Annotated in this window: 14 protein-coding genes and 1 pseudogene; 13 read left to right on the forward strand and 2 right to left on the reverse strand. The window is 41.1% G+C overall.

Annotated elements, in window-relative coordinates; translation table 11 throughout:
* Positions 1 to 161 precede the first annotated feature (161 nt).
* Complete coding sequence (locus tag ATH1_RS0102940) at positions 162 to 1,559, forward strand: T9SS type A sorting domain-containing protein (protein WP_010417273.1); 1,398 nt, start codon at positions 162 to 164, stop codon at positions 1,557 to 1,559.
* Positions 1,560 to 1,836: 277 nt separating this feature from the next.
* On the opposite strand, the gene ATH1_RS18830 is transcribed toward ATH1_RS0102940, so the two are convergent.
* Positions 1,837 to 2,520 (reverse strand): sugar transferase, encoded by a 684-nt coding sequence (locus tag ATH1_RS18830; protein WP_010417275.1) that lies wholly within the window; start codon positions 2,518 to 2,520, stop codon positions 1,837 to 1,839.
* 1,368 nt (positions 2,521 to 3,888) lie between these two features.
* Here ATH1_RS18830 and ATH1_RS0102950 point away from each other — a divergent pair.
* Entirely contained in the window at positions 3,889 to 5,754 is a 1,866-nt protein-coding gene (locus ATH1_RS0102950; RefSeq protein WP_010417277.1) for an outer membrane protein assembly factor BamB family protein, read from the forward strand.
* Between the two features lie 411 nt (positions 5,755 to 6,165).
* Complete coding sequence (locus ATH1_RS0102960) at positions 6,166 to 7,332, forward strand: exo-beta-N-acetylmuramidase NamZ family protein (RefSeq protein ID WP_010417280.1); 1,167 nt, start codon at positions 6,166 to 6,168, stop codon at positions 7,330 to 7,332.
* A 101-nt stretch (positions 7,333 to 7,433) separates the two neighbouring features.
* Here the strand turns inward: ATH1_RS0102960 and ATH1_RS22715 are convergent.
* A pseudogene (locus ATH1_RS22715) lies at positions 7,434 to 7,654 on the reverse strand (hypothetical protein).
* A 207-nt stretch (positions 7,655 to 7,861) separates the two neighbouring features.
* Between ATH1_RS22715 and ATH1_RS0102970 the strand changes: the two are divergent.
* The 10 genes from ATH1_RS0102970 (at position 7,862) to ATH1_RS0103020 (ending at position 25,077) form a co-directional block, all read left to right on the forward strand.
* The gene (locus tag ATH1_RS0102970) at positions 7,862 to 10,693 is read left to right on the forward strand and encodes an FAD-binding and (Fe-S)-binding domain-containing protein (RefSeq protein ID WP_010417284.1); all 2,832 of its coding nucleotides are present in this window, start codon (positions 7,862 to 7,864) and stop codon (positions 10,691 to 10,693) included.
* Positions 10,694 to 11,174: 481 nt separating this feature from the next.
* Positions 11,175 to 14,270 (forward strand): SusC/RagA family TonB-linked outer membrane protein, encoded by a 3,096-nt coding sequence (locus ATH1_RS0102980; protein ID WP_010417288.1) that lies wholly within the window; start codon positions 11,175 to 11,177, stop codon positions 14,268 to 14,270.
* Positions 14,271 to 14,281: 11 nt separating this feature from the next.
* The gene (locus tag ATH1_RS0102985) at positions 14,282 to 15,910 is read left to right on the forward strand and encodes a RagB/SusD family nutrient uptake outer membrane protein (RefSeq protein WP_010417290.1); all 1,629 of its coding nucleotides are present in this window, start codon (positions 14,282 to 14,284) and stop codon (positions 15,908 to 15,910) included.
* A gap of 11 nt (positions 15,911 to 15,921) precedes the next feature.
* On the forward strand, positions 15,922 to 17,595 hold the full coding sequence (locus tag ATH1_RS0102990; protein ID WP_029163934.1) for a DUF5018 domain-containing protein: 1,674 nt from the start codon (positions 15,922 to 15,924) through the stop codon (positions 17,593 to 17,595).
* Positions 17,596 to 17,665: 70 nt separating this feature from the next.
* Positions 17,666 to 19,048: an alpha amylase family protein gene (locus ATH1_RS0102995; RefSeq protein ID WP_029163935.1), complete on the forward strand. Its 1,383-nt coding sequence runs from the start codon at positions 17,666 to 17,668 to the stop codon at positions 19,046 to 19,048.
* A gap of 175 nt (positions 19,049 to 19,223) precedes the next feature.
* Positions 19,224 to 20,138: a hypothetical protein gene (locus ATH1_RS0103000; RefSeq protein ID WP_245531691.1), complete on the forward strand. Its 915-nt coding sequence runs from the start codon at positions 19,224 to 19,226 to the stop codon at positions 20,136 to 20,138.
* 51 nt (positions 20,139 to 20,189) lie between these two features.
* On the forward strand, positions 20,190 to 20,867 hold the full coding sequence (locus tag ATH1_RS0103005) for a GDSL-type esterase/lipase family protein (protein WP_010417298.1): 678 nt from the start codon (positions 20,190 to 20,192) through the stop codon (positions 20,865 to 20,867).
* Positions 20,868 to 20,920: 53 nt separating this feature from the next.
* Positions 20,921 to 22,255 (forward strand): alpha amylase family protein, encoded by a 1,335-nt coding sequence (locus ATH1_RS0103010; RefSeq protein ID WP_010417300.1) that lies wholly within the window; start codon positions 20,921 to 20,923, stop codon positions 22,253 to 22,255.
* A 267-nt stretch (positions 22,256 to 22,522) separates the two neighbouring features.
* Complete coding sequence (locus ATH1_RS0103015) at positions 22,523 to 24,361, forward strand: sodium:solute symporter family protein (RefSeq protein WP_010417302.1); 1,839 nt, start codon at positions 22,523 to 22,525, stop codon at positions 24,359 to 24,361.
* Complete coding sequence (locus ATH1_RS0103020) at positions 24,361 to 25,077, forward strand: GDSL-type esterase/lipase family protein (protein WP_010417304.1); 717 nt, start codon at positions 24,361 to 24,363, stop codon at positions 25,075 to 25,077. The genes ATH1_RS0103015 and ATH1_RS0103020 overlap by 1 nt, the downstream gene beginning before the upstream one ends.
* Positions 25,078 to 25,090 lie beyond the last annotated feature (13 nt).

Raw genomic sequence — 25,090 nt, forward strand, 5'->3', positions numbered from 1 at the left:
TTTCTATTCATCACAATATCAGTATTTATTATTTTTTTAATAAATAAAGACAATTTGACTTGATATTTGTGTTTTTATTTTGTAATTTTCGTTGATGTAATGTTGTCATACAACAATACGTGTGTTCAATAATTTATTTGTTAAGCTTAAAATTTATAACTATGAAAAGGTTTACTACATTAATGATGGTTTTGTTTTTCTTTACTGCAGCTTTTGCTCAGACAGAAGTTGTGGTTGAAGAACTTTGGAATGACTCTAAATACGCCAATGGCGGAGAGGATCCTCTCCTAGGTGTATGGGCGGATGGGGATGCACCATCCTGGATGGGGAGTACAACTGAGCGGGGAATGGCTCAGATTGATGATAAGATTTACATCCCTTCACGTAATGGAGGAAGTTTTATTGTTGTGCTTGATGCTCTTACAGGAAGCCAGTTGGGGACAATTACGTTACCGACAGATCCCGTTTCAGGAGGTACTTTTCCAATCAATTCTATTGCCAAAACCGCCTCAGGTAATTTGTTGATTTGTAATTTGGCTGCAAATACACAGGCGGTTGAGGATCCTGAAGCTGATCCGGTTGTGCCAACCGGGCAATTTAAAGTATATCATATTGAGTTGAATGCTGCCGGAGATAATTATACTAATATCACCACTGTGGTGAACTGGCACAATTATGGGGATACTGAGCATCCGGCTTTCCGACTTGGTGACGGCATTGCTTTTTATGGTGATGTAGCCGATGGTTCAAAGGGATATCTTATTACTGCTGCCGCTAGTAGTGACTTTGTTCTGCGCTGGGATGTTACCAATGGTACTTTCGAAACTGATCCAACTATTTTCCAGTTGGCCGATTCCAATCCTCCGCCTGCAGACGGTGATCCTGTGAATTTGGGTACTGCACCTCAGTGTTTCGCGTATTCTGATAACCTGGTCATTATTGATGGGAAAGATCTTTTTCCTGCCGTTTATGATATGACGGGTCAGATGATTGCTACTTTCGGTGAGCAGACTCCTATACAGGGTAATGGAAATGGTGTGGCTTATTTTACGCTCGAAGGTCGTTCTTTTGTGGTTTGTTCAAGTACGGTTTGGACAACTACTCCTAGTAATGCGTTCCAGCTTTTTGAATTGGTGAATGGCAACTGGGAGGAGGCTGTTTCAATTGCTATGCTACCGGCAGAAGGATTATCATCTTCAGGAGTTAGTAATTCATCTTTCATTTATCCTGTGGCTGTTGATGTAGTTGGTTCCGAGGCTTATGTTTATGTTATGGCTGCTAATTCCGGAATAGCTGGTTTTAAAGTTACATTAGCTGAAGGTACTGCTATTGGTGACAAACCAATGAGTGATATTTCTTTGTATCCAAATCCCGCAACAGAGGTTATTCATTTTTCTGAGGAAATGGTTTCTGTCAAGGTTTACGATATGACAGGAAAATTGGTTAAAGAGGTCTTGAATACCAATCGTTTGGAAGTTTCCGAACTGAAGGGAATTTATTTAATTAATGCCGTAGATAATAAGGGTAATATCCTTCGTAATAAGGTAGTAATTCAATAAGAAGTAATTCTTCTTTTATTGTGTAAGAGGGGCGTTCTGAGGAATGCCCCTTTTTTGTAATGGTTGGTGTTATGTGATATTCGCAGTGTTTTTAATCATTATTATGTTGTGGAAGCTTTTAGTTAGTGCCTGTCCATAAAGGTTTTTAACCCAACAAAAGACAAATGCTGGATTCCGTTTCTGGCGCGTTTGCACACCAGCAATGATATCGGGGCAGGCATTGCATCTGACACCTCTGATGAGGCACATGATTGATTTGTTACAACTTTTTCTGACTTTACAGACGGCTGGTTAGTTTTTGGGGTGCATTTTTATGAGTATTGTCTTTGTGGATGGAGAATAAATACAATATTCCCTTTTTTGTGATGTATAATAATGTTTCTATGATTATTTTTATGTTTTTAAACCAGCTTGGATCATTAAGGTACAAGAGATCATATTTAAGTCTTTCTTTCATCTCTTCAATATTGCTTGCATAACCATATTTAATCATTCCAAGGGAAGTAAGCCCGGGTTTTGTGGTTAGTAAAATATTATATTCGGGAGCTTCTTTTCTGAGTTTTTCTGCAAAATAAGGTCTTTCTGGTCGTGGTCCAACAAGAGACATGTCCCCTTTCAATACATTCCAGAACTGGGGTAGTTCATCCAGATGCAGGTGCCTCAAAATATGCCCTGCTTTTGTGATTCGATCGTCCGTTGCATGTGAAAGTGTAGGACCGTTTTTTTCAGCATGCTGGATCATGGTCCTGAATTTGTAGAGTATGAAGGGCTTTCCATTTTTTCCAAGTCTCGTTTGTTTATAAATGATTGGTCCCTTTGAACTGTGTTTAATTAATATTGAAATGAGAGGCAATAACAGTACTGTTATTGACAGCCCGATTATCGCTCCAACTTTATCAAGTAAGAAATTCGAAGCTTTCCATATAATTGACCTTTTGTGAGTTTCTTGAATTGCTGACATTTTAAAGTACCTGGATTTAAGTTCTTTAAAGAGCCGGTCTAAAAAGCATCATTGTTGTTTTAAATTTTTGAAACGAACATGAATTTTGGATGACCAAATTTTCAAAAAGGCATAAACAAAATTGGCTGATGCCGATCTTCTGATTCATCGTGCGTTCCATCAGACCAATAATTTATACAAATTTTGTGCTGATGAATCCTCATTAACAATGGGTTAACTCCGGAACAATAATTTTAAACGCCTTGATTTTGACAAAAATATGCTTCTTATGCCACGCTCTTTAATAAATATTTTCATAAACTATCTTGAAGGAATTTATGTGCTTTGTTGGTAAATGTTCTTGGAACCTGAATTAGGAGGGTTTTACAAACATGCAAACAAATCTCTTTCTCTTTTTTACTTTTATTTTGTAAAATTCATAACTTGTTGTATCTCTCGAAAGATAACATGTATTACAAACATACAACATATTGGTTCCAATTACAAAAAATGCTGCATAAAACAGCACTTCCCTATGTTAATACCTCTATTGATCGATTGGTAATAAAAAACAAAAATATGCTTTTTATATCATATTTTAAATAAAACAGAATAGTCTTTCTCTTTTTAGATGTAATGCATCTTATATGATGTAAAATAATTAAAAGATGTTTGTGCTTTTAAAATTTAACATTAATTTTGAATTCTGTAATATGTAATACAAAAATATGCTTTTTATATCGCACTCACTAATGAAATGAGCATGACATGGTTTCTCCCAATAAGAATATGTATAAACACCATCTAACCTCTAATCATCAAAGAAACCAAAAACAGTGAACAGATTCTTTGTCGTTACCTCCTCAGAATGACATTAGACAGTCTGTCATTCTGAGCGGAGCGAAAAATCTCATAAGTGGCAAAGAGTCTTTGAATGATAAAAAACGACGAAAGGAACGTGTTGTAACAAGAGAAAGATTCTTCGTCGTGCCTCCTCAGAATGACACTGAGCGCTCTGTCATTCTGAGCGGAGTTAAGAATCTAACATCAATTAAAGTATGATAAATTGCATCAGACCAATAACTTATGCTAATTTTATACGGATAAAAATGTTAGGATTGTTAGGATTGTTAAATTGTTAGTTAATGTAATAAAACTTAGAGCAGTCTAACAACTAACACATTAACAACTAACACATTAACAATATTAACAACTTTAACAATTCTAACAGCCGTAACAATTTATTAAAAGTAAGATAAAACAAGCATGACAACGTTTTGCCACAACAAGAAGATGTATAAAATCAAGCATGCGAGTTCCATCAGACCAATAACTTAGACTAATTTTATACTGATGAAAGTAAAACCCATAAATAAATTACAAAAGTCAATGAGAGAACTGTTTTCTTTCTTATTATTTATTGCCATAGCTTTTTCAGCCTGCAATTCTGATTCTGAAACGTTGCGAATTGCTCATCTTACCGACATTCACGTATCTCCAGGGTCGGAGGCAGAGAAAAATCTTGATCTGGTAGTGGATGATATTAATGCACTGCAACCTGACTTTGTAGTGGTAACCGGTGATTTGACCAATACCGGTTCCAATGCGGAGCTTCTGGCTGTAAAAAAAGTGTTGGACAGGCTTACTGTGCCTTATTATACAATACCTGGAAATCATGAAACCAATTGGTCGGAATCGGCCGGATTGATGTTTAATGAGCTCTGGAGGAAGGACAGATTTGTTTTCAGCACCGATGATTACTTGTTTGTTGGATTCAATACCGGTCCTTACATGAAGATGGGCGACGGACATGTGAAACAGGAAGACCTGAAATGGCTTGAAAGAGTGCTCAATAGTGATGAGAACAAGGATAAAGTTCTGATTGCTATGGCACATTATCCGTTGGCCGATGGTTTGGACAATTGGCCTGATGTTGTGGATATTCTTAAAAAACATGATTGTAAACTTGATTTATGTGGCCATGGGCACAGACTTAAACTCTTGAACTTTGAGGGAATTCCCGGCATTATGGGACGCTCTCTCGTTACTTCTCAATTCGACGATCCCGGATTCACCTTGTTAGAACTATGGAATGACAGTGTTTTTGTTTTTAATAAAGAGCCTGGGGAAAGTAAAAGAGAGCCCTTTTTCGCTTTCAACTTGTTATCTCCCGATACATTGGAGACAATTCCCGTGTCAACACGTCCCGATTATTCTGTTAATTCAAAATATCCTGATGTACAAGTAGAATTTGAATTAAAAGATACCGCTTCCATCTTCACCGGGCCCTGTCTGATTAATGACTCAATACTGGTTTATGGCAACTCCCTTGGATATATCAAAGGTTTAAGAATTGCTGATAAAAAGGTGATTTGGGAGCACCGATACAGCGGCGCACTTTATTCGACGCCGGTTACCAATGGTGAAGTGGTGGCTTTCGGGAATGTCGAAGGCGAGATTGTCGGGCTGAACGTATCTGATGGTAGCGAAGTATGGAGCGTTAATGCAGGGACTCCTGTACTTGCCGAAGGTATTGTTGAAAACGATGCGCTTTATATCGGAGGTGGTCATTCCGGGTTCTTCAAAATAGATATATCGGATGGTTCTGTTCTCTGGAAATACAACGATATAGACGGACTGGTACAGGGTAAACCGGCACTGGGCAACAAGGAAGTGGTGTTTGGCGCCTGGGACAGGCATCTTTACAGCCTCGATAAAGAAACAGGGTCGTTGAGATGGAAATGGAACAATGGCACTTCCGTGAAACTTTATTCTCCCGGCAATATAAATCCTGTTATTTCTAACGGGAAAGTTTTCATTGTTGCCCCCGACCGGTACATGACGGCCATCGATCTGGAAACAGGGAAGCAGTTATGGCGAACAAACGAGCATCAGGTACGAGAGTCCATGGGTATTAGTTCCGACGGAACGCAGGTTTATGCCAAACTGATGAACGATTCCATCATAGCCGTGTCCTCCCTGACAGCTATTCCAAAGACATTGTGGACCATCGACGCGGGTATTGGCTACGACCATAATCCGTGTCCGCTTGTCGCCGGCCACAAGTGGGTTGCCGGGGCTACCAAAAACGGACTGGTCACGGTTGTCTCGTCCGATGGAGAACAGGTTTTATGGAAATACAAAGCCGGCAATTCTTCGATAAACAAAATAGTGACTGACGATGAGGGGAACCTCTGGATAACCTTAATGGAAGGCAAGGTCATGAAACTTCGACATCCCATGAATATGAGATAGAGAGAGTTAATTTATTTTTAAAAAACAGTTAAATTATGACATACTGAGAGAAATAAATGGATATAATTACTGAGCCCAGTCTAAAAAGCATCTTTGTTGCCAAACTCGTTGGTGTCTTAAATTTTTTCATCCTCATTAACAATACGTTAACTCCGGCACAAAAATTTAAAACGCCTGGATTTTGACAAAAGCATGCTTTTTATACTACACTCATTACTAAAGCAGAATTTCGGATGGAAATCAGAATAGTATCATTCAGTACTATTTTTATTATTATCGCAAAAGGCCTCTTCGGTTGACCTTTTTGTGATTTTTGTCGTTTGTATTTGTAAATTACTAAGATGAAACGAGCATGACAAGGTTTGTCACAACATAAAATATGTACAAATTCTCGAATTAAAATATTGAGCTATGAGCAATATTAAAATGATTTTGGTAATGATTCTTTTTCTGGGTTGTACTACCTCCCACGCCCAAAAAGTAATCGTGGGAGCCGAGCGCACATCGGAATATTTTCCGCTTTTGGAAAATCAACGGATTGCTGTGTTTTCCAATCATACCGGACTGGTTGGAGATAAACACCTGGTCGATTTTTTGTTGGAAAACAATTTTGATGTCATTGGTATATTTGCTCCCGAACATGGTTTTAGGGGGACGGCAGATGCCGGTGAACATGTGGCCAATTCGGTGGATGAAAAAACGGGCCTTCCCATTTTTTCACTGTATGGCGGAAACAAAGAAGGAATTGATGCGAAAATTCTGAATGGTTTTGATGTTTTGCTGGTCGATATTCAGGATGTGGGCGTGAGGTTTTATACTTATTATATTACCATGGTTAAGTTGATGGATGTTTGTGCACTGAATGATAAGAAGATGATCATTCTTGACCGCCCGAATCCCAACGGGCATTACGTCGACGGGCCGATACTTGATATGAAACATAAGTCGGGGGTCGGCTGGCTTCCTATTCCGGTTGTTCACGGTATGACGCTTGGTGAACTGGCAAATATGGTGAACGGTGAAGGATGGCTGCCGGATGGTCGGAAATGCGATCTTGAGGTCATTACCTGTGATAATTATGCACACCAGACATTGTATACTGTTCCTGTACCGCCCTCACCCAATCTTCCGAACATGAAGTCGATCTACCTCTATCCCTCAACCTGTTATTTCGAGGCTACCCCGGTAAGTCTCGGACGAGGAACCTCAAAGCCTTTCCAGGTTTACGGGCATCCCAATATGAAAGGCTATGATTTTAGCTTTACCCCAAGGAGTATGCCGGGCGCCAAAAATCCGCCTCAACTGAATAAAAAATGTTACGGTGTTGATCTTTCTGATATTCCAAATGAGAAGATTTTTGAAGAAGGCATTGACTTGTCTTATGTGATTGATGCATACAATAATTTAAATATGGGAAATCATTTTTTCCGGCCATTCTTTGAAAAACTGATCGGTGTCGATTATGTCCGTGAAATGATTATTCAGGGTAAACCGGCCGAAGAGATAGAAGCCATGTGGATTGATGATGTTGAGAAGTTTAAGAAACAAAGAAGACCTTATTTACTTTATGAGGAATAGAAGCTGATGGCTTGAAATTTTGAATGGATTAATAATTGAGAAAAAAAGAGTGCGGGACAAGTTGTGACAACCTTTGTCATGCTCGTTTCATCAGTATAAAATTAGTCTGAGTTATTGGTCTGATGGAACTCGCATGATTGATTATATACATGAGTGCAGTATAAAAAGCCTTCAAACTGCTGATTTTTACCATTTTTACCCTGACCCCTAAAGGGGAACTGCTAAAAATCAGCAGTTTAAAAAAGTCCCCTTTAGGGGATTTAGGGGTCAAAAGGCTTTTTAGACTGCACTCATACATGTTCTTTTGTGCTAAACCTTTCATTCATCAAATTTTTTCTTTGTGTTTATAGCACTTCTTTAATGTTGCGTTCTCAGCGTAGAATAAAAATTGACAAAACTCATAACACCTCGAAGTCGTATTTAAACGCATTCTCCCTCAGCTTTAAATCCAAAAAATAAAGGCTTATATTTGTATAATACGTCAGAAGTATTATATCTTTGAATATTGAATGTTATTCAATTTATAAAAATGGAATACAGAAAAAACATCACTCAAGAATTCAAAAAGGACATAAAAAAGATATTACCGCAGTCCCGCATTTATACCGATCCTCTTTACACGCTTACCAAAGGTACCGATGCCGGGTTTTACCGCCTGGTGCCCCAAATGGTTTTGCGGGTAGAGACAGAGAATGAGATGAGAGAGGTTTTAAAGGTTTGTCATCGGCATAAGACGCCGGTTACATTCAAAGCCGGAGGGACAAGCCTTAGCGGCCAGACCATAACCGATTCTGTCCTGATTGAAACAGGTGCGGGTTTCTCGGATTTTAGTATATCGGGAGACGGAGAGCTGGCGACCTTTCAAAGTGGAATTACAGGAGGATTGGCCAATGTACGTTTGGCCCCCTATGGCCGTAAGTTAGGCCCCAGTCCTGCCTCTGTCAATTCAGCACGTATTGGAGGCATCGTCTCCAATAATGCCAGTGGTTCCAGCTACGGGATACGGCATAATAGTTACAATACCATTGAGGGAATGCGTATGATTCTCAGCGATGGCACTGTGCTCGATACGCGTGACGAAGCCTCAAGGGAGGCATTTCGCCAAAGCCACTCCGAAATGGTCGGACAACTTTCCGGTCTGGCCGGGCAGGTTAAGGAATCTGAAAGGGTAAGAACTAAAATCAACCACAAATTTGAGCTGAAAAATACCTGCGGATACGGGGTTAATTCACTGGTCGATTTTGAGGATCCTGTTGATATTCTTCAGCACCTGATGGTGGGTTCTGAGGGAACGTTGGGGTTCATTTCAGAGGTCACTTTCCGGACTGTAACAGATTATCGGCTTAAGGCCACATCTATGGCTTTCTTTCATGACATAAAATCGGCCTGCGATGCTATTATTCCGTTGCGCGAGTGCGACGTGAGTGCGGCCGAACTGATGGACCGCAATGCTCTTCGTTCCGTTGAGAATAAGCCTGGAATGCCACCCGTGTTAAAAGAGTTGGACAATGATGTGGTAGCATTATTAATCGAAACATCTGCGGACGATGACAAGACACTGACGGCCAGGACAGAAGCCATTGAGTTCGCTCTTGCCGGATTCAATACGGTTTACCCGGTCGTTTTTACAACAAATTCTGATGAGTATAACCGGCTTTGGCGTGTGCGAAAAGGTTTGTTTACCTCTGCCGCTGCTTCCCGTCCTAAAGGAACGGCCTGTATTATAGAGGATATCGCTTTCAGGGCAGAGGTGCTGGGCGATGCACTGGTTGAACTCAAAAAATTACTTGAGGCCTATAGCTACGACGGGTATGTGATTTGGGGGCATTTGCTGGATGGTAATATCCATTTTGTTATAATGCCCGATTTTAATGATTCCTCAGGGCTTGATAAATACCGCAGGTTTATGGACGATCTCGTTCAACTTGTGATTGATCGGTTTGACGGCAGCCTGAAAGCCGAGCATGGCACCGGTCGCAACATGGCTCCGTTTGTCCGAAAAGAGTGGGGAGCCGAAATTTATGATGTCATGAAAAGGATCAAAGATATTGTTGATCCTTTACATTTGCTTAATCCAGGTGTTATTATAAACGATGATCCACAGGTTCATCTGAAAAACCTGAAACCATTGCCGGTTGCGCACGATCTTATTGATTCCTGCATTGAATGCGGGTTCTGTGAGATTAATTGTCCCTCGCGCGACATTACGCTCACACCACGCCAGCGCATTGTTGCTTACAGAGAGATGTATCGCCTTTCTGCAAAAGGGAACGATGTTAAACGATTGACGCAGTTAAAGCAAGCGTACAATTACCATGGCGAAGCAACCTGCGCTACCGACGGACTGTGCGAGCTCGCCTGCCCGGTTGATATAAATACCGGCAAACTCATTAAGGATTTGCGTTTCAATATGCATTCGCCAGCAGGTAACAAAGTAGCATGGTGGGTAGCAAGAAATATGGTTTTCGTTACAAAGGGTGCACGGATTGCCTTGAATGTTGTAGCATTCATGCACAGGTTGGCAGGCACAAAGACCATGTCAGCCTTATCAACACTTTTATTTAAGGCTACAGGCGGTCGCATTCCTCTTTGGAATCCCCGAATGCCTCATGGCGGACCCCCGGAGAAAAGTTATGTCAGCAACCAGATGGATGATCAGCGTGATACTGTTGTCTATTTTCCAACCTGCATCAATCGCACGATGGGGAAATCTGCCGATTACGGCAGGGAAATGACAGTGGTAGAAAAAACAAGGTCGTTGCTCGAAAAAGCAGGTTTCAGAGTTGTTTTTCCCGAGGGATTAAAAAATTTATGTTGCGGCATGGCCTTCGACAGCAAGGGATTTAAAGAACAGGGGATGCGTAAGGCTCGGGAGTTGGACCAGGCGCTTCAAAAGGCTTCGCTCAACGGAAAATATCCTGTCTATTGTGACATGAGTCCCTGCCTGCTGAGGATGAGAGAAACACTCTCTTCTAATCTCAAATTATATGAACCTGTGGAATTTATTTTGGAATATTTCCCCGGCAGGCTTCAGTTTAATCCGGTCGATCGCAGGGTTACCATTCATACCACCTGTAGCAGCACCAAAATGGAATTGGGCGATAAGTTCAGGCAGCTGGCCGAAATGTGCGCCGCCGAAGTGATTGTTCCCGATGAGGTAGGCTGTTGCGGCTGGGCCGGCGATCGCGGGTTTACTCATCCCGAACTGAATGCATCGGCCCTGAAACCTTTAAAGAGGCAGCTCCCCGAAGATGTCCGTGAGGGTTACAGCACCAGTCGTACCTGCGAGATAGGCCTCTCCCTTCACAGCGGTATTACCTACAAATCTATCGTTTATCTGGTGGATGAGGCAACCGTTTAAATACACTTTTCCGGCCATCAAAAATTTTAGATAAAAAAATTTAAAAATAAATCCCTAAGAATTAAAAAATTTAATTTTAACAATAAAACTAAAGAAACCTGACTTGCATTTTTTTAAGCAGGTCGGGTTTTTGTTTATAAATATTGTATTCATTGTTTTCTGCCGGGTTATCTGCTCCTGTTGGTTTGTTGAAATTTCGACAGTGTATATTCAGGTTCATCAAGAAAAAACGAAAATCATTGTATCTTGTGAGATTTTTTATGCTTGACAGGGCATTATCAGTTGTTTTAAAATATCCATGTAAAAAAACTTTAAAAAAATTTGTTATTAAAAATTTTTAGAAATAGATTTGCATTAAGAAAATAAAATAATAAACAAGTCAATGAATTTTTGAAATATGGTAACCAACATTTTTAATGGATCAAACATTTCAATATTCTTTAATCAGTTTTGTTGAACAGCACAATTAAAAAATTTTATCATGAAAAAGCTGTATTTGTATTGTTGTTTTTTAATGCTCTTTTCTTTGCTTGGTGCTCAGGGGCTGGCAGGCCAGCATCAGGTTTCGGGAAAGGTAGTTGACACAAAAAATGAACCGTTAATAGGTGTCAACATTGTCGAAAAAGGTACCTCGAACGGGGTAATTACTGATATTGATGGTAATTACTCAATCGAAGTAACAGATGGAAATGCCGTACTGGTATTCTCCTTCATTGGATTTGATAATAAAGAGATTCCTGTCAATGGTCAACGTTCCATCAACGTTACGCTTGAAGAATCGTTGGCAGAACTAGACGAAGTGGTTGTAGTCGGGTATGGAACACAGAAAAAAGCAAGTGTTACCGGTGCTGTATCACAAATAGACGGAGAGATGCTACTTAAAGCTCCCGTTGGTAATATTACAAGTAAACTGGGTGGTGTTGTTCCCGGCGTTATCTCTCTGCAACAATCCGGTCAGCCCGGGGCAGATGCTGCCAGTTTGCTGGTACGTGGATCATCTGCCAAATATATTGTTGACGGAATTGAAAGGGATTTTTCTGAAATAGACCCCAATGAAATTGAATCTGTTTCTGTGTTAAAAGATGCTTCTTCAGCCGCGATTTACGGGATGGACGCCAATGCTGTTATTATTGTAACAACAAAAAGAGGTCAGGAAGGGGATTCACAAATTACATTTAATGCGGGATATGGTATTAGTGAAAATACTCAAATGCTGGATTTACTGAACGGCCCTGAATATGCTTACTGGTATAATAAAGCCCGCGAAATGGATGGTGACCAGCCGGTATTTTCGTCGGAGCATGTTGAAATGATGCAAAATGATGACCCGACGGATGGATGGGGAAATACCAACTGGTATGATAAAACTTTTGATATTGGTACCAATAGGAATTTCAATGTCAATGCATCCGGAGGAAATGAAAACATTAAGTATTTTACGTCACTGGGATATTTCGACCAGGAAGGTAATGTCAGCGGATTTAATTTCGACCGGATTAATTTACGTTCCAATATCGATGCCGTGATTGCCGAGAATCTTGATCTGCGGTTTGACATTTCGGCACGTGTTGAAGACAGAAAGCGCCCTGGTTTTTCTGCTAATCCGGGTGATTGGAACAATATACCACAACAGGCCATCCGGGCACATCCATATGCTGTTGAGGAAATTGAAGGTGTTCCTGTGTCTACGCGTACAGCAAGCTCTTATGTTAATCCGATTGCAGCTTCTGAAAAAAGTGGGTATAATAAGGTAAAAACCAATATCATTCAAACGAATCTTTCGTTGAATTATCACATGCCGTTTATTCGGGGATTACAAGCTAAGTTTCTCGTGGCTTATGACATGTCAAATCAAACATCAAAATCTTTCTCTACGCCATATTATACTTATGTCGCAAATCTTCCAACAACTCCTGAGGGAGACATCAATTATTCCTATACATACGATCCCAGGGGTGAAACTGCAAGTCTGGCAGAAGGATCATCAAAGTATACCCATCTGACTACCAATACCAGTCTGAAGTACGATAATCAATTTGGAAAACATAATATCTCTGCTCTTGCTCTGTTAGAAACAATCGAAAGAGAAGGAGATAATTTTGGGGCTTATGGTTATGGTTTCGATATTCTTGAATTGGATGAGCTCGATTTTGCCACACTGCAAGAGAAAACCGATGTCTCCGGTGGCAGCTATAAACAAAGAGAAGTTGGAATTGTAGGCAGGCTTAATTATGATTATGCTTCCAAATATCTTGCAGAACTTTCATTCCGATACGACGGAAGCTATGTATTTGGCGGTATGAACGACCGTTGGGGTGCTTTCCCCGCTGCTTCATTAGGCTGGAGAATTTCTGAGGAAAGCTGGTTTGATAACCTTAATTTTATTAATAATCTAAAGCTCAGAGGTGGTATAGGTTTGACCGGTACAACAGAAATTCCTCCTTACTATTACCTGAACACTCTCTCGTTTCTTAACAATCCGGCTGTAGTTATTGGCGGAGAGCCTAAAAATGGTTTGATAACTTCCCGTCCGGCCAACAAAAACCTGACATGGGCGAAGTCTTTGCAATATAATGCAGGTTTTGATGCTATTTTCTGGAAAGGCAAGTTAGGCGTTGAGTTTGATGTTTTCTATAAATATATTTATGATATGCTCAGCTCTGTAGATGCTACTTACCCTCCATCATTTGGAGGTTATGTTCCGGGATATGCAAACAATAATGAGCAGGACCATAAAGGTTTTGAATTTAATTTATTCCATCGAAACAGGTTGGGTGACTTTTCATATAACATTAACGTGAACGGAACCTATACCAAGAGAAGATGGTTGAGGTATGGAGATTCGCCAAACACGCCTGACTGGCTTAAACTTACAGGAAAAGAAGTTGGTTCACAGGTTGGCTTTATTGCTGAAGGTTTGTTCCAAAGTCAGGAAGAGATCAATAATTCTCCTTTGATTCCGGGGAAAGACGTTCGGGTCGGTGATATTAAATACAAGGACCGCAACGGCGATGGAGTCATTACTTACGAGCAGGATCGCGGATACATCGGGAAATCAGCCTATCCCAAGTTTATCGGAGGATTTTCTTTTTCCGGGGAATGGCGAAACTTTGATGCTTCATTTCTTTTCCAGGGTGCTCTTGGTCGTGATGTAGCCCTTACCGGCGTCTATCCAAGTGGTATAATGGACAATACTTCAATGACAAAGCCATTCTATCATGGAGGAAATTCGCCAAAATATCTGATTGAAAACTCTTGGAGGGAAGACAATCCGGGTGGAGAATTCCCAAGGCTGGCCGTTGTGCCTGCTAGTACCAATAATGGGTATTCCTCATCGTTCTGGTATCGCAATGGTGATTATCTGAGACTTAAGAATTTGCAAATTGGATATACGTTGCCTCAAAGATGGATTGCATCTTTAGGAATGAGTACTTTAAGAATTTATGCTGAGGGTCAGAACCTTTTAACTTTTAGTGGATTGAAAAAGTATAACATCGACCCTGAACAGCCGGGTGTATCTAATGGATACTATCCTCAACAGCGAATTTATTCAATGGGTGTTAAACTGACATTTTAATTTTGAGCACTATGAAAATTATTTATAATATAGCCTTTATTCTGGGTGTTATTGGTTTTGCAGGTTGTGATGATTACCTGGACACAACCCCGACAGACAGGATCTCCGATGAAGTGGTGTGGGCAAATAAAGATAATGTTAACCTTTATGTCAATGCATTTTATCCTTACCTCGACCGTTATGGAAATTTTGGAACTTCACAATTTAATGGGAGTCTGACCGAAGGGATGACCGAAACGTTGAAGTATGGTTCTTATGTTCCCGGAAGTAAAGCGGGCGATGCGAATCTGTATGTTTTTGATCCGGAGATGATCTCTCCATCAGGAAATCTGCTGGATACATGGGGAGAAACCTATGAGAGAATCAGGCGTGTTAATGAATTTCTGGTTGGTTTAGAGCAATATTCTGAGCTTGATGAGGAAACCAATAATCTTTTTGAAGGGCAGGCACGTTTTTTTCGTGCATTTCTTTATTTCCAGCTTGCTAAGCGACATGGCGGGGTTATTCTTTACACGGATATGAATCTTCAAAAGGATAAAGACCGTTCAACAGCTGAAGAAACCTGGAATCTTATCGAGAAAGACCTTGATTTCGCTGCTTCGGTTTTGCCCGTTCAATGGAATGATGCCACAAGTGAACGTGTAACCAAAGGTGCTGCTTATGCTTTCAAATCGAGGGCAATGTTATATGCAGAACGTTGGGAATCTGCAAAAAATGCAGCCGATTCGGTGTTGGCATTGGGAGTTTATAGTTTAACCGACGAGTATGAAGATGCCTGGAAGGGCGGTAATTCTGAGTCTATTCTTGAGTATAATTATTTGCTTACCGGGCCCAATCACACTTTTGATAAAGCTTATGCCACTTATGGTGAGATTGAAAATCAAGGGGGAAGCGGAACACCTACCCAGGAAATGGTTGAAGCTTATGAGAAAGCCGACGGCACTCAGGTAGACTGGTCGCCCTGGCATGTTGAAGGTGGAACTACTACACCTCCTCCTTATGATGAGTTGGAACCGCGTTTTCATGCTACAGTTATATATAATGGTTCTGACTGGATGGGAAAAACCATGGAAAATTCAGTGGATGGCACCAATGGGAGGTACATGGGATACAGAGAAGATACCTACACAAAAGGACGTACAGTTACTGGTTACTATCTTCGCAAATACCGTGATGAAGAACATACCGATCTGGTTACATACAACAGCACCCATCCATGGGTCGAATTACGACTGGCCGAGGTATACCTGAATCGTGCCGAAGCCCATTACAATTTAGGAAATAGCGGAAAAGCTCTGGATGATCTGAACAAGGTCAGAGAAAGGGTTGGTCTTCCTGACAAAACAGGACTGACTGGCGATGAGCTTTTTGAGGCCATCCGTCACGAAAGGAAAATTGAACTCGCCTACGAAGGACATCTTTACTGGGATATGCGTCGTTGGCGACTGGCTCATACAGAATACAACGGTTACAGGGTACATGGAATGAAAATTTCCCAATCTGCTGGAGGTTTTCTCTATGAATATGTTGACTGTGATCTTAAGGATCGTAAATTCCTTGAGAAGACTTATGTTCTGCCCGTTCCTTATAGTGAGCTGGCAAACAATTCAGCAATAGAACAATATGACGAATGGAAATAAAGCGGAAAACTATGAAAAGAAATATAATTTTTGCAATAGCTTTATTACTCACCTTTATTGGTGGGTGTAAAGAACCGGATGAGTTGTTGCCCTCAGTCTCAAGAGAGGGAATAAACAGCATTACAGCAACTTTTCCCGATGGTACAGGTGAGTTCACCGGAACCATTGTAGAAGGAACCAATGAGATCGTGATCCCCATTCCCTACTATTTTCCCGTGAGTAGTAACAACAGGGTTACCGAGGAAATGATTTCAAATATGAGGGTTCGGGCCAACCTTGATGATAACGTTACCGTTTCTCCTCCGCTTCTGTATATGGATTTGTCCAAGGACAATGTTATTACGGTGAATGATCAGCTTGGGGAAGAACACAAATACATTGTTCGGGGTGAAATACGGAAAAGTTCGGAATGCCGGATCAAAGAATTCAGTTTACCGGAACTTGGTCTGACAGGAGTTATTAATGAATCTAAAAAAACAATTTCGCTGGTGGCTATTGGTGAACTTGAACCTGCTCTTGCCGATGTCACATTATCGTATCATGCTACAATTTCTCCGGATCCCCGCGAAGAGGCCCTTGACTATAACGAAGAGGTGGAACTGACTGTCACGGCTCATGACGGAGTGACCCGGAATGTATATACAGTGAAAAAAGAAGTTCCCGAAAAACTTCCCTATGGAATTCGTTCTGGAAGTGCAAAGCTTATGTTTGCTAAGCAATTGAAGGCTGACGTGGGAATTACTGTTGACCATCTGACAGGCGGTATGGCCGTAACAGACGAATACGTTGTTCTTAACACAAGAAACCAGAATAGTATTTATCTGGATGCAAAGAGCGGCGAGAAAGTTGGAGAAATAGAACTTGGTTCTGCAAAAGGGAATTTAACAAACTTTTATAGCACTGCCGATCGTGCTGGAAATATTTTGATCTGCAACCTTGCTCCCAATGATGGGGCATTCAGAATATGGAAAGTAGCTTCAGTCTCAGATACCCCCGAGTTGATGATAGAATGGGATGGTGGTGTTGCCGTAGGCCGGAAAATGTCTGTTCAGGGTGATATTAACGGAGATGCAATTATTACTGCGCCAATTCTTGACTATGGTCAGCAATTTGCCCGTTGGACGATTTCCGGAGGCGTTTTAGCATCCCAGACACCTGAAATTGTAACCATGAGTGGTCTTGAAAAAGGTTGGACGACCAATGTTGATATTGTCCACACTTCAGGTTCTGACGTTAACAGCGACTATTTTGTGGCTTCTTATTCCGACAACACCTTTGCCTGGGTAGACGGAAGCACCAACGAAGTAAGCAGCAAACTGGAGTCGATTAGTGTGAATTATATTCAGAATGCTGTTGATTTTGTTGAGTTCAATAATGCTCAATATACTACTGTCAACTGGGTAAACAGTTTTACCTGGGGTGCAGCAGATATGGTTTGGTTGTTGGATGTTAGTTCCGAAGCCAATTTTACCGGCAATCTTGCATCCGGAACCTGTCCTGCTGTTGTGTGGGAAACACCTCTGAATACTTATGGGCCCAACGCCATTTCTGGAGGCGTTGCTAATGCCAACGGAACCGGAGATGTTGCCCTTAAAGTGTCGGACGATGGTTTCTATCTCTACCTCTATTTCATGTTTACCAATGGTTATGTGGTTGGATACCAGTTCGATTGTATTGATATGTAAAAATTAAATAAGGCGATATTGATATCCGGTATTTCGGATGTCAATATCGCTGTTACTTCAATTATTGGAAATGGAGAATCAAAAGATCAAAATGATAAGGTTGTTTTTCATAATGCTCGTTCCTCTGATGTTGTCTTCTATGTCGTGCGACAAAAATGATGAGACAAAGCCCGGGTGGGAGTGGGATGATAATGAAGAAGATTCCAAACCCAGAGTGTTGTGGATAGATGCTGCTGCCAACTTTATTGATTTTGCTAACAGCAAGGATAATATACTTCGTGATCTTCAATTGGCTAAGGATGCAGGTTTTACAAGTGTCGTGGTTGATGTTCGCCCAACTACTGGTGATGTACTGTTTAACACAGATGTTGTAGAACAGGTTCAATGGCTGGGGGCCTGGCTGACCGAAGGATATTCAAAGGTTGAAAGGACCGCAACGTGGGATTATCTGCAGGCATTTATAGATGCAGGGGATGAAGTGGGGCTGAAAGTTTATGCCGGGATTAATACCATGGTAGGAGGTAACACGACGAGTCTGGGGTCAGAAGGTGTTCTGTTCAGGGATCAGGAGAAAGAAGAATGGGCAACACAGCTGCTGACCGAAACAGGAATTCAAAGCACTATGGAGATTAGTGGAACGGGTGCTAAGTTTTTTAATCCTGCCCGGGAGGATGTGCAAAATTATATCTGCGATATGCTTGAAGATTTAGCTGCTTATGAAGGGCTGGAAGGCATTATTCTTGACAGAGCCCGTTTTGCTGGACTGGATAGTGATTTTTCCTCATATACCAAAGAAAAATTTGAGAACTACCTGGGGTATTCGATCCAAAACTTTCCTGAAGATGTTATGGCCGCCGGTACTACACCCGGTAATCTCCCGTCTTCTACTCCCGAATATTTTAAAAAGTGGCTGGAATTTCGTGTTATGGTGATGCACGATTTTTTCGAAAAGGCAGCAGAAAGAGTGAGATCGGTGAATCCCGATATAAAATTCGGGGTATATGTAGGAGGCTGGTATTCTACCTATTACGGAGTGGGCGTTAATTGGGCAAGTCCTGATTATAACACAGCTTCGGACTATCCTGCATGGGCAACTTCTGAATACGATAATTACGGATATGCGGATATCATGGACATAATACTGATTGGGGCTTATGCTTCGCCAACCAGGGTTTATGGTACAACTGAATGGACGATTCAGGGTTTTTGTTCACAGGCCATGGATAAGATCAAAGGAGATGCCGCTGTTGTTGGAGGGCCTGATGTAGGAAATGGAGAATGGGCCACTGCCGGCGACGAGGTCACTGATAATGCCATCATTGAATCGGTTGATGCTGTTATGGATGTTTGTGATGGTTATTTTCTGTTTGATATGATTCATCTTAAACAAAAGGATCAATGGGATGCAGTAAAAGAGGGAATTGACAATGTAATAAGCAACGAAGAGAATTGATAGTTTTTCATTTAACGACCGGATTTTTCAATTGAGTTAACAATGAAATTGATTGTCTGACATATCAAAATGACCGGTTGTTGTTTAGTGTTTTTACACTCTTTCTTCGAAAATCAGGTTTTTTAAAAAAAGTAGTTAGAAATAATTTTCCGGGTTAATTAAAAAAAACACAACCATGCATTGCGTTATGCCTATTAAGCGACTTTTGCTAATGGTTCTTTTCGGGGTATCCATAGTTGGATGTGGCAGGACCGAAAAAAGAACAGACGCAAAAGATGTGGAGGAGTCTTTGCTCGAAAAGGATTATATAAACACTTATTTTCCATCCGAAGTGAAACCTGCCGCGAGTAAAGAATGTTTTTCCGGTGCTTATTATCGGAAAATTGTGTCATCACACGACTCGTGGGTTGGTATTGAAGGAAAAGTTGTTTTACCGGAGATTGAATTTGATTCGTCCCGGGATAATCCTGAAAAACCAGCACAATTCATGGATAATCCTTCAGTATATGTTGGAGGTAATTCGGAAGGACAAGAAACGGATTTAGGTCTTACCTGGGAAGTTATAATAGATGAAAATGGTAATGTTACAGATGACAGAAGGGCTTTTCGGCCATTTTTAAGGCGTACTGCTTTCAATCCGACAGGACAAAAGGCAATATATGAAAATGCTCCTGCAGTTGACAGTTTTTATTGGTATCCGGGAGATACGGTTACCATTTCTCTACGCCTCATTGAGGATAGAAAACTCTTGTTTGAAGTGGAAGGAAGCAGGAAGACATTTCGAAAAAAGTTTCAATGCGACGGATATAGATATGACGTTCCGGCCGAATACAAGAGGGTTAATGCCATTGACCAGGTAGGGAATGAAGGGAAAGAAGTTTCTCCAACAAGGACTGTGGTAAAAGCCTCAACCTGGCTCTACACTTCCTTATATAGAAACTTTCAGGACGAAATACTTTCTGTCCCCATGCATCAAGGACGATATACTGATATGCGATGTCCTGATGAGACGTATTTTGATATTTCCTGCTCCGGTGATGATATGGAAATCGGTGCTGAAACAATTGTGATTAATGGCGATGGAATTTAGAAACAAAAGAAAAATGAGATTGAATTTTTTTGAGTAAAAAAATCATACTTCATGAATAAAATAATAATTTTAATAATAAGTGTATTTTTTTGTTTAACCTCCTTTGCCCAGCAGAATTATTCAAGAGCATCATTGTGGGATGATGACATTGCTAAGTTTAAGCAAAATGACCTTAATAGCCCTCCTGAGGAGGGAGGTATTCTTTTCATTGGTAGTTCTTCGTTCAGGGCCTGGCGTTCTCTGAATGATGATTTTCCAAAATATAATGTTCTCAACAGGGCTTTCGGTGGATCGCATATGGCCGATCTCATTTATTACTTTGATGATATTGTTGTACCATATAACCCTTGTCAAATCATCGTTTACGAGGGCGATAATGACATTGCTTCCGGAATGAGTCCTGAAGCTTATCTTCAGGATGTCATCACCTTTACCCGGCTGGTAGAAATTTTTCTGCCCGGAACAGAGCTTGCTTTCGTTTCAACAAAACCCAGCCCGGCAAGAGAAAAATGGTCTGATGAATATCAAAAAGCCAACAGTCTGGTAAGAGATTTTTGTATGAGCAAGCCACATTTAAGATTTATCGATGTCAGCCAGTTGATGATCGACAAAAACGGAACAATTAAGGACGATATCTTTCTGGGCGACAAGATACATCTTAATCCTTCAGGATACCGGTTATGGGAAACCCTTGTGCGACCCTACCTGAGCGATTGTGGGAAAAAATGAATCGAGTTTAGGCGTGGTTGATAAATTGTTTTTTATGTAAATAAATTAGAATTATGAAAAAAGTGCCATTATTTATTACAGCTATAATTTCTGTTTTGGTCGCATTTTGCAGTCCTTCAAACAATCAGACTGAAGGAGAAAAGCCGGTTTATATGTGGTTCGATTGCGAAGCCAACTATGAGCGGTTAAGCTATCCCGATTCCATCCGATATTATCTGAAAAAAGTAAAAGATATCGGCGTTACTGATGTAGTGGTTGATGTAAAAGCAATAATGGGAGAAACGTTGTATGATAGCGAGTATGCTCCGTATATGGGGGAATGGGAAGGCGTTGAAAGAAGCAGGGATTATGATATGTTGGGAATATTTATTGAGGAAGGTAAAAAGCTTGGACTTGGTGTGCATGCATCGATGAATGTTTTTGCCGGAGGACACAATTTCCACAACCGGGGAATTATTTACGAAGATCATCCGGAGTGGCAGTCGATCAACTATTGGTGCGATTCTATTGTGCCTATTTCAGAAATGAAATGGCATTACAACGGTATGTTAAATCCTGCACTTCCTGATGTTCAGAAATATCAGCTGAATATTATTGAGGAAGTAGTCAGTAAATATCCGAAACTGGATGGTCTGGTACTTGACAGAGTGAGGTATGACGGTATTACTTCTGATTTTAGTCAGTTTTCGAAAAAAGCTTTTGAAGAATATGCTGGTGTAGAAGTAGAAAATTTTCCAGATGACATCCTTTATTGGGTTCAGGATGAAAATGGAGAGTATGAGTGGAAGCAGGGCAAACATTTCAAAAAATGGATTGAATGGCGAACATCTGTTATCTATAACTTTTTTGAAGACGCGCGGGAAGTTACAAAACAAGCTAATCCTGATATTCAGTTTGGCACCTATACCGGTGCTTGGTATCCGGTTTATTATGAGTTAGGTGTCAATTGGGCCAGTAAAAGGTACGACCCTTCCAAAGATTACGATTGGGCAACCGAAAACTACAGGAATTACGGATATGCAGAACTGCTCGATCTTTACATGACCGGCCTCTACTTTTATGAAGTAACCATTGAGGAAGTTGAAAAACTGAACGAAGTGGCAATGGAGAAAAGAGGAGAAGCTGCCATGGGTGAAGGGAAAGATTACTGGTACTCCGTTGAGGGTAGTGCCCAACTTGCCAACAAGGTGATTAAAGGTGCTGTGCCTGTAACCGGTAGCTTGTACGTTGAACAGTATGAACAGAATACCGGGCAGTTTAAAAAGGCTGTGAAAATGGCTTACAACAAAACTGACGGACTAATGATATTTGATATTGTACACATCATAAATAAAGACTGGTGGCAGGTGCTGGAAAATGCAATTTCTGAAGCCCGGCAAGAAGAATAGAGTGGAATACTTCTCTATTTTTTCAGTACGGGAAAAAAACAATACGGTATCTAACATATAATTCTCGAATAAGAAACTGAATAACATGGAAGTCTGACATTAGAAAGCTTTTTAGCTTGAATCAAGCGATCAGTGTCTGGTCAGGAGTAGCCTTAAAGTATAATAATTTGTTGGAGTTAAGGCCTGTCCAAACGCGTTGCAAGCTTGTGCCGTTAGGCTTTTATTTCTAATTGGCAGACTTCTTTTAATAACAATAAGACTATTTCAATGAACTTATCACTCATCGATATTGGCGTTGTTCTGGCCTATCTGGCGCTGACATTATTCATCGGATTCTGGCTGTCGAAGCGAGCAACAAAAGACCTTCAGGCTTATTTTCTGGGAGGGAACACCATCAAATGGTATTACCTGGGACTTTCCAATGCATCGGGGATGTTCGATATCTCCGGAACCATGTGGACGGTTACCATCGTTTTCGTTTACGGACTGAAAAGTGCGTGGATACCTTGGTTATGGCCTGTCTGGAATCAGATATTTGTGATGGTTTTTCTGGCCATTTGGATGCGGCGTTCCAACACAATGACCGGGGCTCAATGGATTACCTTCCGTTTTGGAGATGGAAGGGGAGGTCGACTTTCACACATAATTGTTGTGGTATTTGCCGTGGTTAGCGTCATTGGCTTCATCGCTTACTTCGTGGAAGGCATCGGCAAATTTGCCACGACCTTCTTTACGTGGGACCTTTCCACAATTATTTTGGGTTTACACCTCACCTCGGAACAGGTATATGCCCTTATCATCATCGCTATAACTACTATTTATACCATGAAAGGCGGGATGTACAGTGTTGTCAGTACCGAAGTGCTTCAGTTCCTGATCATGACCGTGGCGTGTATTTCAATTGGAATAATTGCCTACAACCAGGTGACACCAGAGCAACTCTCTGCCGTTATTCCCGATGGGTGGACCAATCTGTGGCCCGAGTGGCGACTCAGCCTTGATTGGTCGGAAACTTTCCCCGAATTGAATGATAAGATAGGTGCGGATGGTTATGAAATGTTTGGAATGCTGTTAATGATGATGATCCTGAAAGGCATCTTTGCCAGTTTGGCCGGTCCTGTTCCCAGTTACGATATGCAACGAATCCTGAGTACCAGAACACCTGCCGAGGCAGCAAAGATGAGCGGTCTGACTTCCCTGGTTCTTTTTATACCCCGTTACCTGATGATTGGAGGTTTTGCCGTGATGGGACTGGTTTATCTTAAGCCGGAATTAATGAAAATGGGGGCCGATATTGACTTTGAAATGGTTCTTCCTCTGGCTATTCGACAATTTGTGCCTGTCGGCATTAAAGGATTGCTGTTGGCCGGATTGCTGGCTGCCTTTATGGGGACTTTTGCCGCCTTTATTAATGCAGCACCGGCTTACCTGGTCAATGATCTTTATAAAAAATACCTGAATCCTGATGCATCCGATAAAAAGTTGGTTCGCTACAGTTATATGTCTAGCTTTTTGCTGGTACTCATCGGGGTAACCTTTGGATTGTTTGCCAGGTCGCTGAATAGTCTTACATTGTGGATTACATCCTCTCTTTACGGGGGTTATGCCGCAGCCAACGTGTTAAAATGGATTTGGTGGCGTTTTAACGGTATGGGGTATTTCTATGGCATGCTCGGAGGCCTGGTGGCCTCGGTTATTGTACCACCAACTGTAAGAATATTCGTTCCGGGTGCCATTGATATTTATATGTATCCTCTTGTTTTGCTCATTTCTATGGGGGCATCTGTACTGGGGACGCTCCTTACCAAACCGGAAGATATGGAAACCCTTAAAAAGTTTTACAGGCAAACCAAACCATGGGGTTTCTGGGAACCCGTTAAACGTGCAGTGATGAAAGAAGACCCTTCCTTTGTGCCTAATAAAGATTTCAAGCGCGATGCTTTTAATGTGGTAGTGGGAATTACCTGGCAGATGTCAATGGTTGTTTTACCGCTCTATTTCTTATCGGGCGAATATACTTCTGCCTGGGTTTCGCTTGGGGTATTTATCGGAACAACAGTATTGTTGAAGTTTTTCTGGTATGACCATATAAAAAATATTGAATAATGGGTAAGAATATGTTAAACCATCTGAAGCGTTCGAAAACTCTCTGGGGAATAGTTTTTCTTTTTTCTGGTTTGGCGGGTAATGCATCAGGACAGGAGGCAAAAGTTGATACTTCTTATGATAATAATTATTACCTGAATAAACGAACGATGTATGAAACGGTTGAAGTAAAGCCCTGGCATGTTGTTTTTCTGGGCAATAGTATAACGGAACGCGGGCTTTGGAATGAATGGTTCCCCTCGGTTCCTGTTGTAAACAGAGGTATTGGTGGGGATAACTGCTGGGGCGTCTATGCCAGGTTAAATCCGATATTAAAAGGGAAACCGGCTGCCATTTTTATGATGATCGGAATCAATGATCTTGGTCGGGGCCTTTCGGCGGATATGATTGCTTCTAAATATGCACAAATTATTCAGAAGGTGAAAAGTGACAGTCCCGGTACACGCCTGGTACTTCAGACGGTTTTGCCGATTAACGAATCTACTGTAAGATACGACTACATGAAGGGCAAAACTTCTGCCATTAAAACACTGAATGAGCACATCCGTGAATTAGGAAACAGGTATAACCTTCAGGTCATTGATCTTTTCCGTGTTTTTGCAGGAGACGGCGATCAGTTACCGGAAGAATTTTGTGTTGACGGACTCCACCTTAACGAGAAAGGATATCAGATTTGGGTTAAATACTTTAAGGAACATAAGGTGCTCTGTCAATAGAATTTTGAAAAAC

Origin of the sequence: Anaerophaga thermohalophila DSM 12881, from assembly GCF_000191885.1 — a bacterium.
In the GTDB taxonomy this organism is placed as follows: domain Bacteria; phylum Bacteroidota; class Bacteroidia; order Bacteroidales; family Marinilabiliaceae; genus Anaerophaga; species Anaerophaga thermohalophila.

Coding starts and splice junctions, on each gene's coding strand:
- ATH1_RS18830 (WP_010417275.1), bottom strand. CDS start 2,520: ATGTCAGCAATTCAAGAAACTCACAAAAGGTCAATTATATGGAAAGCT.
- ATH1_RS0102960 (WP_010417280.1), top strand. CDS start 6,166: ATGAGCAATATTAAAATGATTTTGGTAATGATTCTTTTTCTGGGTTGT.
- ATH1_RS0103005 (WP_010417298.1), top strand. CDS start 20,190: ATGAATAAAATAATAATTTTAATAATAAGTGTATTTTTTTGTTTAACC.
- ATH1_RS0102990 (WP_029163934.1), top strand. CDS start 15,922: ATGAAAAGAAATATAATTTTTGCAATAGCTTTATTACTCACCTTTATT.
- ATH1_RS0102995 (WP_029163935.1), top strand. CDS start 17,666: ATGGAGAATCAAAAGATCAAAATGATAAGGTTGTTTTTCATAATGCTC.
- ATH1_RS0102950 (WP_010417277.1), top strand. CDS start 3,889: ATGAGAGAACTGTTTTCTTTCTTATTATTTATTGCCATAGCTTTTTCA.
- ATH1_RS0103010 (WP_010417300.1), top strand. CDS start 20,921: ATGAAAAAAGTGCCATTATTTATTACAGCTATAATTTCTGTTTTGGTC.
- ATH1_RS0102970 (WP_010417284.1), top strand. CDS start 7,862: ATGGAATACAGAAAAAACATCACTCAAGAATTCAAAAAGGACATAAAA.
- ATH1_RS0103020 (WP_010417304.1), top strand. CDS start 24,361: ATGGGTAAGAATATGTTAAACCATCTGAAGCGTTCGAAAACTCTCTGG.
- ATH1_RS0102980 (WP_010417288.1), top strand. CDS start 11,175: ATGAAAAAGCTGTATTTGTATTGTTGTTTTTTAATGCTCTTTTCTTTG.
- ATH1_RS0103000 (WP_245531691.1), top strand. CDS start 19,224: ATGCATTGCGTTATGCCTATTAAGCGACTTTTGCTAATGGTTCTTTTC.
- ATH1_RS0102985 (WP_010417290.1), top strand. CDS start 14,282: ATGAAAATTATTTATAATATAGCCTTTATTCTGGGTGTTATTGGTTTT.
- ATH1_RS0102940 (WP_010417273.1), top strand. CDS start 162: ATGAAAAGGTTTACTACATTAATGATGGTTTTGTTTTTCTTTACTGCA.
- ATH1_RS0103015 (WP_010417302.1), top strand. CDS start 22,523: ATGAACTTATCACTCATCGATATTGGCGTTGTTCTGGCCTATCTGGCG.